This is a genomic window from Nonomuraea monospora (genome assembly GCF_039531895.1).
In the GTDB taxonomy this organism is placed as follows: Bacteria; Actinomycetota; Actinomycetes; order Streptosporangiales; family Streptosporangiaceae; genus Nonomuraea; species Nonomuraea monospora.
In genome coordinates, this window is record NZ_BAAAQX010000021.1 from 142,380 (window position 1) to 154,576 (window position 12,197).

Here is a 12,197-nt window from a genome sequence, read left to right on the forward strand (position 1 = left end):
CCGCCTGCGCCGCTGACGAGCCTGAAGCCGCCGACCACCCGCCTGCCGCGGAGACGCCCGACATGAGCCTGCTGACCTCGCTAGCCCGGCTGCGCGCCCTGGACGAGGGCGTCGCGCAGCCCGTCGCGACCGTCAGGCACTGCCACCTGTCCGACCGTCCCATGGTGTTCATCCCGCTCAAGCTGTCGGGCGAGGCCGCCGCGCCGCTGGCCGCGATGCTCGGCACCGACCGGGAACGGCCGCGGCTGCTCGTGGTCACCCAGCCGCGCAACCGCGACCTGCGCTTCGCCTGGGCCGCCGAGGTGGCCGCGGTGCTGCTGCCCTACATCGAGGGCTTCATGAACGACACCGAGTCGGTGGAGCGCAAGAACGCCGACCCGTACGAGCGGGCGATCGACGCCCCGCAGGTGATCGTCCCGAACCAGACGGGCGTGGCCTTCACCCGGCTGCTCGGCCGCTCGACCCGCTTCCGCCGCACCGACGGCCCCTACCCGGTGCCGGAGTCGGTGCCGCTGCTGGGCCGGTGGCTGACCTATCTCGGGGAGCGGGCGGCGTACCCGGGCTCGTCGCTGATGCTGGCCGCCACCGAGGAGCTGGGCCGGCACTGGGCCAGCGGGCAGAGCTCGCTGGAGGACGCCAACCTGGCGGCGCTGCTCGCCTGGATCACCACGGGGCCCAGCGACGAGGCCGAGGACCCGCTGATCTGGCCGCCCGCCGGCCCTGCCACCGACCCCGGCTTCGACGCGGAGGTGCTCGCCCCCGCGATGGAGAGCGAATCCGCAGAACGCGTCACCGAGGCGCTGCGCACCCAGCTCGAACCCACCTGGCGGCTGATGTGGCAGGCGATCGACCTGCTGGCCGGGCTGCCCGAGGGCGCGAGCGTGGCGCAGCGGTGGGAGCAGGACCGCGGCTCGTTCAGCGGCATGGCGGTGCACGTCGCCGAGGGCGCGCCGCCGCAGGCGCGGCGCGACGGCGCGGTCACCGCCGCGGCGAAGCTGGCCCGCATGGAGCGCGCCCAGGCCGCCTACGACGTGCAGCGCGCCTACGACGACCCGCTGGTGATGGCCGAGTACCGGCTGACCGGCGAGGCGTTCGCGGGCGAGGTGATCGAGACGGTGCCCGACAACACCGAGGGCGAGGGCCGCTCGCGCAAGCTGCGCCCGCTCGTGGTGATCAAGACCGACGATCCGGTACGCCTGCCGCCCGGCACCTCGCTGGGCACCCCGCAGCGCCGCAGCCAGGGCGCCGAGCTGGTGGAGGCCGCGCAGGGCCTGGTCACCCTCAAGATCACCAAGGGCATGGGCCGGGGCAAGACCCCGGCGCCCGGCGCGGTGCCCGAGGTCGGCGAGCGGGTCTGCTACACCTCGCTGACCGACGACTTCCAGGGCTCCCCCGCCCTGCCCGAGCCCGAGGCCACGCCGTGGACGCACGGCGGCCCGCCGCAGGAGTACGTGCCCGACGACGAGGACGCCCAGGAGGAATGGTCGTGACCGGCGAGGAGACGACGCTCAGCCCGGAGCAGGTCATCAGGAACGTCCTCGCCGACCTGCCGCGCCACCGGGGCGTGGTGGTCGACTCGCCGCCGGGGGCGGGCAAGTCCACGCTGGTCGTACGGGCGGCGGCGCACATCGCGGCGACCGGCGAGCCGCTGATGATCGTGGCGCAGACCAACGAGCAGGTCGACGACCTGGTGGCGCGGATCTGCGACAAGCACCCGCACCTGACCGTGGGCCGCCTGTCGGCCGGCGGGTACGTGCCGCCGCTGCGCATGCTGGAGCTGCCCGGCGTCCGGGTCGGCACCCGCATCCAGGACCTGGGCGACCCGGACATCGTCATCGCCACGGCCGACAAATGGGCGTGGATCGGCGACCGGGTGTGGCCGTGGGCGATCGTGGACGAGGCGTACCAGATGCGCTCGGACAAGCTGCTGCGCATCGCGGGGCTGTTCGAGCGGGCGCTGTTCGTGGGCGACCCCGGGCAGCTCGACCCGTTCTCGATCGTGGACGGCGACCGCTGGTCGGGCTTGTCGTGGGACCCGCTGCAGAGCGCGGTGTCGGTGCTGCTGCGGCACAACCCGGACCTGCCGGTGCACCGGCTGCCGGTCTCGTGGCGGCTGCCCGCCTCGGCTGCGCCGGTGGTGTCGCGGGCGTTCTACCCGTTCACCGGGTTCCGCTCCGGCACCGATCACGGCGACCGGTGGCTGGAGCTGTCGACCGGCGGCATGGGCGGCGTGCACGACCGGGCGCTGGAGGAGGCGGCCAGGTCGGGGTGGGCGCTGCTGGAGCTGCCGAACCGGCACACCGTCCGGACCGACGGCGAGGCCGTGGAGGCGGTGGCGCGGCTGGCCGAGCGGCTGCTGCAGCGCGGCGCGATGGCCGGGTCCGAGCAGGGCGAGCGGCCGGTGACGGCGGACCGGATCGCGGTCGGGGCGGCGCACAGGGACCAGGTGGCGGCCATCCGTGCGGCGGGCCTGCCCGCGGAGATCACCGTGGACACCGCCAACCGGCTGCAGGGCCGCGAGTACGACGTGACGATCGTGCTGCACCCGCTGTCGGGGCGGCGCGACGCGACGGCGTTCCACCTGGAGTCGGGGCGGCTATGCGTGCTGGCGTCCCGGCATCGGCACGCGTGCGTGGTGGTGGCCAGGGCGGGCATCGCCGAGCTGCTGGACGCGCACCCTTCGGCGGAGCCGGTGCAGCTCGGGGTGCCGGTGAAGTTCCCCGACGGGTGGGAGGCCAACCAGTCGGTCCTGGAGCACCTGGCCCGCCACCGGGTCTGAGCCACCGCGTCCTCGCGCCAGGTCGCCGCGCCAGGTCTTCAGGACAGGACGTCAGGGCAGGTTGCGCTGCCAGACGTCGATGGCCATGACCAGCCGCATCCCCGCCGACTCGTACAGGCCGAGCGCGGGGGTCGTGTTGTTGGAGTCGACGTGCAGGATCGTCCCCTTGCGCCCGCGCGCGGCGTCGGCGGCGAAGGCGTGCCGCAGCAGGAACCGCCCCAGCCCCCGGCCCCGGTACTCGGGCAGCACCGCGAGCGTGGCCACGTAGCCGCAGCCCTCGTCGAGCGCGAAGGCGTTGCTGCCGATGAGCACCGCGGCGGGCTGCCCGTCGAGGCGGGCCAGCACGAGCTGGCTCCAGTCGTTCGTGCTGGAGGCCTGCCGGCGCTCGTACCACTGCTCGTAGCCGACCGGGACGAACCCGAAGTGCTCGGCGAACCCCTTCTGGTGCACAAGGTGCGCCTCGCGCCGCACCTCCTCGCTCTCCCCGGACTGCAGCGTGAGCCCGGCGGGGGCGGCGAGCGGCTCCACGGGGCCGTCGTGGTCGATGCGCATGCGGTGGTAGCTGGTGCCCGGCTCGAAGCCGAGCTCCTGCACCCGCGCCCGCTTGGCCGCGTCGCTGCGGTAGACGCCGACATGCAGGGTGACGGTGTCGTGGCCGCGTTCCTTGCCCAGCTCGGCGGCGCGGGCCAGCACGGTGGGCCACAGCTCCTCGGCCAGCCCGTCCACGCCGGGACGGACGACGACCTCGACGTCCACGAGGTCGCTGTCGCCGTTGCGGCAGGCCCAGGCCCAGCCGTCGAGCCGGCCGCCGGCGTCGTGGGCCAGCCAGCCGTCCCGCTCGCGGTCGAAGCCGGGCTCGACCAGCTCGTCGGCGATGTCCTCCAGGGTGGAGTCCGCGGCGCCGATGACCGCCGTGTCGCTCGCGGCGACGAGCTCGTGGATGGCCGCGGCGTCGTCCACGCGTGGCCGGCGGATGGTATGCATGGGCAGGATTGTCCTGGAAGCGACCGGTCCGGCGCCTCCCATTTTTCACCCGGCGGCGGGGGTGGCCGCCTTCTCGTCGGACGGGCTGGCGCCGCGCAGCGGGATCTCCTTGACGAACACCGCCAGCACCGGCACGACGACGGCGAACGCGATGGCCCACGAGAACACGCCGGAGATGGAGACGGCCAGCGACTCCAGCAGCCCGGTGCGCGCCTGGGCGGGAAGCTGGGCGACCGCCGCGGGGTCCATCCTGGCGCCGTTGCCCGCCATGCTCCCGGCCGCGCTCTCGCCGAAGCGGGCGGTCAGCTCCGCCAGCAGGTGGTTGTTGAAGACCGCGCCGAACAGGGAGACGCCGAAGGACCCGCCGATCGAGCGGAAGAAGGTGCTGGTGCTGCTGGCGACGCCGAGGTCGCGCTGCTCGACGCTGTTCTGCGCGATGAGCATCGTGGTCTGCATGAGGAAGCCCATGCCGAGGCCGAGCACCGCGATGTAGAGGCCGGTCTCCCAGGACGGCGTGGCCACGTCCATGGTGGACAGCAGCCACATGCCGGCGACCATGCCGAGGCCGCCGATCACGGGGTAGATCTTGTACTTGCCCGTGCTGGTGATGGCCCGGCCCACGAAGATCGACACGACCATGGCGGCGCCCATCATGGGCAGCATGAGCAGGCCGGAGTTGGTGGCGGTGGAGCCCTGCACGAGCTGCTGGAACAGCGGCAGGAAGTTGATCGCGCCGAACATGGCGAAGCCGAGCAGGAAGCCGATGATCGAGATCAGCGTGAAGTTGCGGTTGCGGAAGAGCTGCAGCGGCATGATCGGCTCGACGGTGCGCCGCTCGACCAGGATGAACACCGCCAGCGTGATCAGGGCCAGCGCGCCGAGGCCGAGGATCTGCCAGGAGTTCCAGGCGTAGTCGTTGCCGCCCCAGGTGGTGATGAGCACCATGGCGGTGATGCTGATCGACAGCAGGGCGGCGCCCGCCCAGTCGATGCGCACGTTCGTCCTGTTCACCGGGGGCAGGTGCAGCTTGGCGATGATGAGGGCCAGCGCGATCGCGCCGACGGGCAGGTTCACGTAGAAGGCCCAGCGCCAGTCGAGGTGGTCGGTGATGAACCCGCCGACCAGCGGCCCGGCGATCATGGCCAGCGACATGACGCCGGCGGTGATGCCCTGGTACTGGCCGCGCTCGCGGGGCGGCACCAGGTCGCCGATGATGGCCATGACGTTCACCATGAGGCCGCCGGCGCCGAGGCCCTGCACCGCGCGGAACGCGATCAGCTCGGCCATGCCGCCCTCGGGGCCGCCGAACATCGCGGAGCCCGCCATGCCGCACAGCACCGATCCGGCCATGAAGATGAGGATCGAGATGATGAAGATGGTCTTGCGCCCGTACAGGTCGCCGATCTTGCCCCAGATCGGCGTGGAGACGGTCGTGCCCAGCACGTACGCCGTCACGACCCAGGACAGGTACGTCAGCCCGCCCAGCTCCCCCACGATGCGGGGCATGGCCGTGCCCACGATCATGTTGTCCAGCATGGCCAGCACCATCGCGAGCATCAGGCCGGGCAGGACGACCATGACCTCGCGGCGGCGGCCGGCAACAGGCTCCGTCATCCTTTACCCCCAGATGGTTGAACGTTTGCTTACTTGCCGACCGGCAAGCGTAAGATAAGGTAAATACTTACTTGCCGGCCGTCAAGTAGAAAAGGTGCGAAGTGCGGGAAGACACGCGAACCCGAATCCAGGAGATCGCGCTGAGGCTGTTCACCGAGCAGGGGTACGAGGCGACGTCCCTGCGGGAGATCGCCGAGGAGCTCGGCGTGACGAAAGCCGCTCTTTACTACCACTTCAAGACCAAGGACGACATCGTGGCGAGCCTGGTCGAGCAGCGCCTGGAGGAGCTCGACGAGCTGCTCGCCTGGGTCAGGAGCCGGCCCAGGGGCCCGGAGACGCGCCGCGAGCTGGTCGACCGCTACGCCGAGAAGATCCGCGCGACCCGGCACCTCGGCATCGCCAGGTTCCTGGAGCGCAACCAGACGGCGCTGCGCGACCACCCCACGCTGATCAAGATCCGGCAGCGCATGGGAGAGCTCACGTCCGAGATCAGCGAGCCGGGCGCCCCGCCCGCCGAGCGCATCAGTCATTCGCTGGCGCTGTTCGCCCTGCACGCGGGCAAGTGGCTAATGAAGGAGGGCGAGCTGTCCGAGGACGAGATCCACAAGGCCTGCCTGGAAGTGGCCCACCGCCTCCTGGAGCGATGAGGTTTTCGGCCCCGTCCCGTCCGATAACGACGATTGGGACACGGATTCGTGGGCAGAAGGCTCGCACGCATCCAGACGGGAGGAGGCGCAGTGGAGGCTACGATGGCACTCCGACTGCCCAGGGATGCGGCGAGCGTCCCGCTGATCAGGCAGATGCTGGACGGCACGCTGCGGTCGCTCGGCGTCGAGCCCCAGGTCCGAGATGACATCGAGCTCATGCTCACCGAGGCGTGCTCCAATGTGATCAGACATGCGGCGCCCAGCGACGACTACACGGTCAGCGCGTCCGTCCACGACCACCTGTGTGTGATCAAGGTGGTCGACAACGGCGACGGATTCGACCCGCGCGAGGTGGCGGAGCCCGAACCGGGCGCCGAGCACGGGCGTGGGCTGCAGATCATGCGGGCACTCGCCGACGACATCCGTTTCACCAACCGGCGGGAGCACGGCTCCGTGGTCTGCCTGGAGAAACGCCTGCGCTACGCGCCGGGCGCCGCCGGGCAGCACCTCATGGCCACCTGACCCCCAGGCGGAGCTCCCGCCGTTCAACCCACCCAGTGCCGCACCGGAACCAAGGTTCCGGTGCGGCACTTCGACGCGGGGCCTCCGCGTCCTTTCAGACCCTGGTGCTCCTGTCGAGCGGGCGGTGCAGGCGGTAGCCGCGCAGGCCGGGGCCGCGCTTCGCCTCTCGGGGCCGTGCGTCGCCGAGCAGGAAGCGGCGGCGTACCCGGGGCTCGTTACCGCTCAGCTCCGCCCGCCGCCGCTCGGGCACCGTCTCCCCGCTGAGCTTCAGCTCCAGCCGGGGCTCCCGCCTGGACAGCCGCCTCCAGATCCGTTTCCAGTGGGTCATCGAGGCCGCCATCGCGAGCAGGCCGAGCATCGCGACGACCGAGATGAGCAGCACCGCCAGGACGATGAGCAGGAGAACGACTGCCAGGGATCCGATCGCGCCGAGCACTGTCATCATTCGGCGAAAAATGCCCGCCCACCAGCGCTTTATGCCAACGAATAAGGATATATCGACCTTACCTTGACCTCTTTGATCTGGCTCACTGGTCGGGGCCGCCGTTGAGCTGGTCGAGCCGCCCGGGCAGCAGGTCGAGCCTGCGCAGTATCACGCCCTCGCGCAGCGCCCACGGGCACACTTCCAGCCGGTCCACCTCGAACAGGTCCATGGCCGCGTCGGCGACCAGCGCGCCCGCCGCGAGCTGCGCCGCCCGCCCCTCGGACACGCCGGAGAGCTGGGCCCGCTCGGCCGACTTCATGCTGGTCAGCTTGACGGCCCAGTCGGCCATGTCCTCGCGCGACAGCGAGCGGGACACGTAGGCCCCGTCGCTCGACGGCGCCGCCCCGGCGATCCTGGCGAGCTGCTTGAACGTCTTCGACGTGGCCACGGCGCAGTCGGGCTCGCCGAACCTGACCACGTCGCCGACCCTGCGGGCGATCTCGGCCCGTACGTGCTTGCGCAGCTTGCGCACCTCGTCGCTGCCCGGCGGGTCACCCGTGAACCAGTCGCGCGTCAGGCGCCCCGCGCCCAGCGGCAGCGACACGGCGACGTCGGGCTCCTCGTCCACCCCGGCGGCGATCTCCAGCGAGCCGCCCCCGATGTCGAAGGCCAGCAACCGGCCGGACGACCAGCCGAACCACCGCCGCACCGCCAGGAACGTCAATCTGGCCTCGTCGCGGCCGGACAGCACCGCGATGTGCACGCCGCAGCGCTTGTCGATCTCGGCGAGCACCTGCTCGCCGTTGGCGGCCTCGCGCACGGCGGAGGTGGCGAAGGCCAGCAGGTCCTCCACCCCCTTGTCCTCGGCGAGGTGGACGGCCTCCTCGACGAAGCTGCCGAGCCGCTCGACGCCGACCTTGCCGAGCTTCTGGTCCTTGTCGAGGTGCTCGGTGAGGCGAAGGTCGACCTTGTGGGAGTAGGCAGGCATGGGCCGCGCGCCGCGGTGGGCGTCGACGACCAGTAAGTGGACGGTGTTCGAGCCGATGTCCAGCACGCCGAGTCGCATGGTAGAAAGCTACCGGTCTGCGGCTTTTACGGCGAAACTGAGGTGGCTGTGGCGAAGCTCGACGGGCACCGGATCCTCCAACGTGACGGACGGAGTGACTGAGCGCTCACGCAGGAGTGCGCCCGGCGCGGCGGGCGCGTCATCCTGGCCATGCCTCAGGCACTACCCTTCCTTGGTGTCGTGACACTTTGGGGGGACTCTTGAGCGCATGTTGTGGCCCGAGCCGCGACCCCGCCGCCGGGCCGGCGGGCGAGGTCCAGATCGCCGTTCGGCGCCCCGCGCCGAGCGGGCCGCCACGCGGGATGGTGCGCATCCCCGGAGGCACGTTCCTCATGGGCGGCGACGACCCCGACGGGCGCCCCGAGGACGGCGAGGGCCCGGTGCGCGAGGTGCGGGTCGACCCGTTCTGGATCGACCCCACATGTGTGACGAACGCGCAGTTCGCCACGTTCGTGAAGGAGACCGGCTACGTCACCGAGGCCGAGCGGATCGGCTGGTCGTTCGTCTTCCGCCAGTTCGCCACGACCGGCGTGATGGAGGCGACGGTGCCGGGCGCGCCCTGGTGGGCGGGCGTCGAGGGGGCCGCCTGGCGCTCCCCCGAGGGCCCCGGCTCGACGATCGGCGACCGGCAGAACCATCCCGTCGTGCACGTCTCGTGGAACGACGCCACCGCGTACGCCGCCTGGGCGGGCAAGCGGCTGCCCACGGAGGCGGAGTGGGAGATGGCGGCCAGGGGCGGCCTGGAGCGCGCGCGTTACCCGTGGGGCGACGAGCTGGCGCCCAAGGGGCGGCAGCGGTGCAACATCTGGCAGGGCCGCTTCCCTACCGCGCCGAGCAAGGGGACGATGCCGGTCAAGTCGTTCCAGCCCAACGGCTACGGCCTCTACAACGTCTCCGGCAACGTGTGGGAGTGGACCGCCGACTGGTGGGGCGTGGAGTGGGAGCCGTCCGCCGACAACCCGGCCGGGCCCGCCGAGGGCGCCGCCAAGGTGATCCGCGGCGGGTCGTACCTGTGTCACGACTCCTACTGCAACCGTTACCGGGTGGCCGCGCGGACGAACAACACGCCCGACTCCTCGACCGGGCACACCGGCTTCCGCTGCGCGGCCCTACGCTGATCGCATGTCACGAACCCTGCGACTGTTGATCACCGGCGGCGGCACCGGCGGTCACACCTATCCGGCTCTGACGACCCTGTCGGCCGTCCAGCGACGTCAGGTGCCGCACGACGTGCTCTGGGTGGGCACCGCCAACGGCCTGGAGGCGCGGATCACCGCCGAGCACGGCATCCCGTTCAAGGCGATCACCACGGGCAAGCTGCGCCGCCGGCCCAACCTCAAGGAGCTGGGCACCAACATCGCCGACGTGTTCCGCATCCCCGTCGGGGTGTTCCAGGCGATCGGGCACGCCGCCCGCTACCTGCCGGACGTGGTGCTGTCGACCGGGGGTTACGTGGCGGTGCCCATCGGCGTGGCCGCCAAGATCATCCGCCGGCCGCTGGTGATGCACGAGCAGACCACCGTGGTGGGCCTGGCCAACCGCATCCTGTCCAGGCTGGCGACCACCATCGCGCTGTCGCACGAGTCCTCGCTGCAGTACCTGCCCGCCTCGGCCCGCGCCAAGGCCGTCGTGACCGGCAACCCGATCAGGCCTGAGCTGCTGCAGGGCAACCGCGCGGCGGCCTACGACCTGTTCGGGCTGACGTTCGAGGTGCCGCTCATCTACGTGACGGGCGGCGCGCAGGGCAGCAAGCAGATCAACACGCTCATCGCGGAGAGCCTGCCCCGGCTGCTGCCGCACGCGCAGATCGTGCACCAGTGCGGGCCCGCCTGGATCGACCAGATGCGCGCCGTGGCGCTGCCGCCCGAGCTGGCCGACCGCTACCACCCGGTCCCGTACGTGGGGGGCGAGCTGGCCGACCTGTTCGCGGCGGCCGACGTGGTGATCTCCCGCAGCGGGGCCGGCACGGTGTCGGAGCTGACCGCCATCGGCAAGCCGTCCGTGCTGATCCCGCTCATCCCGACCGGCGGCGACGAGCAGCGCAAGAACGCCGGCTACCTGGCCTCCGCGGGCGCGGCCCGCGCGCTGCTGGAGCCGCACCCCACGGCCGACATGCTGCTGGCCGAGCTGATGCCGCTGCTGGCCGACCCCGGGCTGCGGCAGGGCATGGGGCAGGCGGCGGCCAAGCTGGGCCGGCTGGACGCCGCCGACGCGCTGTGCGACCTGCTGTTGCGCGCCGCCCACCACGCCTGACCACCTTCCGCCTTCTGGACCTGTACGGGTCCGGGCGGCGGAAGGCCTTCTGGACCCTCTTCTGGGCCTTCACGGCTCCAGGTGGCGGAAGGCCTCCTGCGCCGAGGTCACGCTGCGCCGCAGCGCCTGCTCCAGCCGGTCGGCGTCGGCGGCCAGGCGCTCCAGCTCCGGTACGACGAACCCGTCGGCCCCCGTCTCGGCCACCAGTTCCTCGTACTGGTGCATCCGGCCGCGCAGCTCCTCGATCTGGTGGTGCGCCACGTACGCCCGCTCGGCGTCGGCCACGTTGGCCGCGTACCGTTCGAGCGCCTCGACGCGCCCCAGCACGGCCTCCTCGCTGTTGTCCAGCGCCCGCGCCAGCGGCCGGGCGACGGCCTCCACCTCGGGGGTGAGCCCCTGCGAGACCGTCTCCCTGTGCTTGGCGCGCAACGCGGACAGCTTGGCCAGCAGCCGGGCGATCTCCCACTCCTGCGCGGGCAGCATCACGCCGTTGCGCACGTCGTCCAGCAGGCCCTCGGCGTTGACGCGGGAGCCGGTCACGGCGGCGATGGCGCGCTGGGCGCGGGCCAGGAGCCTGGCCGAGGACTCGTCGAGGTCGTCGGTGAGCACGTAGCGGCCCTCGTACCAGCGGAGCTGGTCGTAGACCTCGCGCTCGTAGGCGTCCTCGTCGTCCTCGGGCACGTCGTTGCGGACGAACAGCACGATCACCAGCGGGATGCCGAACAGCACCATCATCAGCAGCCCGAGACCGCGGGCCGGCGAGCCGAAGCCCATCAGGAGCCCGAAGAAGGCCGCCCCGGCGAACGCCATCATCATGCGGCGGTGCGCGCTGGAGACGGACGGTCGCGGCTGGGGCGTCCAGCCGTGGCGCATCTTGATCAGAACCTGACGGCTGTCCCTGAGGAGCTGGGCGTCGTCCGGTGGTACCTCGGGGTCTACTACCACATCCGCCACGAATCCGGATCCTAAGGGAAATCAGCTATTCAAGTGACGAAAAGCCTCGTGAGCTGAGCTGACGCTGTCGCGCAGCGCCTGCTCGAGCCGGTCGGCGTCGTCGGACAACCTGCCCAGCTCGGGCACCGCGGAGCCGTCCGCGCCCGACTCCGCGAGCAGCTCCTCGTAGCGGGGCAGCTTGGCGCTGAGGCGCTGGATCTGGTTCCTGGCGCGGTAGGCGCGCTCGGCGTCGGCCACGTGGCCCGCGTACCGTTCGAGGGCCTCGACGCGGGCCAGCACCGCCTCCTGGCTGCTGTCGAGGGCGTGGGCGAGCGGCTCGGCCACGGCGGCCACCTCGGGGGTGACGCCCTCGGCGACGACGTCCTGGTGCTCGGCCCGCAGCTGCGACAGCTTGGCCAGCAGGCGGGCGATCTCCCACTCCTGGGCGGGCAGCATCACGCCGTTGCGCACGTCGTCCAGCAGGCCCTCGGCGTTCACGCTGGAGTCGACGACCTGCTCGATGGCGGCCTGGGCGCGGGACATGAGCGTCCTGGCGGGGTCGTCGAGCCGCTCGCGCAGCACGTAGCGGCCCTCGTGGCGGCGGGCGGCCTCGTACACCTCGCGCTCCTTGGCGCGCCGCCGCTCCACCTCGGCGTCCGGCCGGGGCCGCAGCAGGACGCTGACCATCAGCAGCGCCGAACCTGTCATGATCACCACGAAGGGCGTGTAGCGCTCGTCCACGAACAGCGCCAGCCCGTACACCGCCGCCGCCAGAGCCGTCGCGGCGGCGGCCAGCCTGGCTCCCGCGGCCGCCACGGGGAAACGCCTCCCGCGCGGCGGGACCCAGCCCGACTCCATGCGCATGAGCAGCTTGCGGTGGTCCTTCAGGAGGGCCGCGACGTCGTCGGGCACCGCCGGATCGACTATCACCTTCGCCTGACGTCCTGGCACGTTATCGATCCTCTGTGACTTTCT

12 protein-coding genes are annotated in these 12,197 nt (G+C 71.7%); 6 read left to right on the plus strand and 6 right to left on the minus strand.

Annotation, left to right across the window (positions count from 1 at the left end):
• Window positions 1-62 precede the first annotated feature (62 nt).
• Together ABD331_RS34760 and ABD331_RS34765 are read left to right on the plus strand one after the other, a co-directional pair.
• A complete protein-coding gene (locus ABD331_RS34760; RefSeq protein ID WP_344484360.1) occupies window positions 63-1,490 on the plus strand; it encodes a hypothetical protein in 1,428 nt (475 codons plus the stop codon).
• Entirely contained in the window at window positions 1,481-2,779 is a 1,299-nt protein-coding gene (locus ABD331_RS34765) for an AAA family ATPase (protein ID WP_344484364.1), read from the plus strand. Before ABD331_RS34760 ends, ABD331_RS34765 begins: the two co-directional genes overlap by 10 nt.
• Before the next feature lie 51 nt (window positions 2,780-2,830).
• On the opposite strand, the gene ABD331_RS34770 is transcribed toward ABD331_RS34765, so the two are convergent.
• Entirely contained in the window at window positions 2,831-3,763 is a 933-nt protein-coding gene (locus ABD331_RS34770; protein ID WP_344484367.1) for a GNAT family N-acetyltransferase, read from the minus strand.
• Window positions 3,764-3,808: 45 nt separating this feature from the next.
• Window positions 3,809-5,377 (minus strand): MDR family MFS transporter, encoded by a 1,569-nt coding sequence (locus ABD331_RS34775; protein ID WP_344484370.1) that lies wholly within the window; start codon window positions 5,375-5,377, stop codon window positions 3,809-3,811.
• A 101-nt stretch (window positions 5,378-5,478) separates the two neighbouring features.
• On the opposite strand from ABD331_RS34775, the gene ABD331_RS34780 reads away from it, so the two are divergent.
• Together ABD331_RS34780 and ABD331_RS34785 are read left to right on the plus strand one after the other, a co-directional pair.
• The gene (locus ABD331_RS34780) at window positions 5,479-6,024 is read left to right on the plus strand and encodes a TetR/AcrR family transcriptional regulator (protein ID WP_148442539.1); all 546 of its coding nucleotides are present in this window, start codon (window positions 5,479-5,481) and stop codon (window positions 6,022-6,024) included.
• A 102-nt stretch (window positions 6,025-6,126) separates the two neighbouring features.
• The gene (locus ABD331_RS34785) at window positions 6,127-6,546 is read left to right on the plus strand and encodes an ATP-binding protein (RefSeq protein ID WP_262380483.1); all 420 of its coding nucleotides are present in this window, start codon (window positions 6,127-6,129) and stop codon (window positions 6,544-6,546) included.
• Between the two features lie 94 nt (window positions 6,547-6,640).
• Here ABD331_RS34785 and ABD331_RS34790 read toward each other — a convergent pair whose 3' ends face one another.
• Both ABD331_RS34790 and ABD331_RS34795 read right to left on the minus strand, forming a co-directional pair.
• Window positions 6,641-6,991: a hypothetical protein gene (locus ABD331_RS34790; protein WP_344484376.1), complete on the minus strand. Its 351-nt coding sequence runs from the start codon at window positions 6,989-6,991 to the stop codon at window positions 6,641-6,643.
• 82 nt (window positions 6,992-7,073) lie between these two features.
• Window positions 7,074-8,036 (minus strand): Ppx/GppA family phosphatase, encoded by a 963-nt coding sequence (locus ABD331_RS34795; protein WP_344484379.1) that lies wholly within the window; start codon window positions 8,034-8,036, stop codon window positions 7,074-7,076.
• 302 nt (window positions 8,037-8,338) lie between these two features.
• On the opposite strand from ABD331_RS34795, the gene ABD331_RS34800 reads away from it, so the two are divergent.
• Both ABD331_RS34800 and ABD331_RS34805 read left to right on the plus strand, forming a co-directional pair.
• The gene (locus ABD331_RS34800; RefSeq protein ID WP_425566105.1) at window positions 8,339-9,154 is read left to right on the plus strand and encodes a formylglycine-generating enzyme family protein; all 816 of its coding nucleotides are present in this window, start codon (window positions 8,339-8,341) and stop codon (window positions 9,152-9,154) included.
• Window positions 9,155-9,158: 4 nt separating this feature from the next.
• On the plus strand, window positions 9,159-10,289 hold the full coding sequence (locus ABD331_RS34805) for a UDP-N-acetylglucosamine--N-acetylmuramyl-(pentapeptide) pyrophosphoryl-undecaprenol N-acetylglucosamine transferase (protein ID WP_344484385.1): 1,131 nt from the start codon (window positions 9,159-9,161) through the stop codon (window positions 10,287-10,289).
• 69 nt (window positions 10,290-10,358) lie between these two features.
• On the opposite strand, the gene ABD331_RS34810 is transcribed toward ABD331_RS34805, so the two are convergent.
• Window positions 10,359-11,243, minus strand: a complete 885-nt coding sequence (locus tag ABD331_RS34810; protein WP_344484388.1) for a hypothetical protein — start codon at window positions 11,241-11,243, stop codon at window positions 10,359-10,361.
• A gap of 21 nt (window positions 11,244-11,264) precedes the next feature.
• Entirely contained in the window at window positions 11,265-12,173 is a 909-nt protein-coding gene (locus ABD331_RS34815; protein ID WP_344484391.1) for a hypothetical protein, read from the minus strand.
• Between the last annotated feature and the right edge of the window lie 24 nt (window positions 12,174-12,197).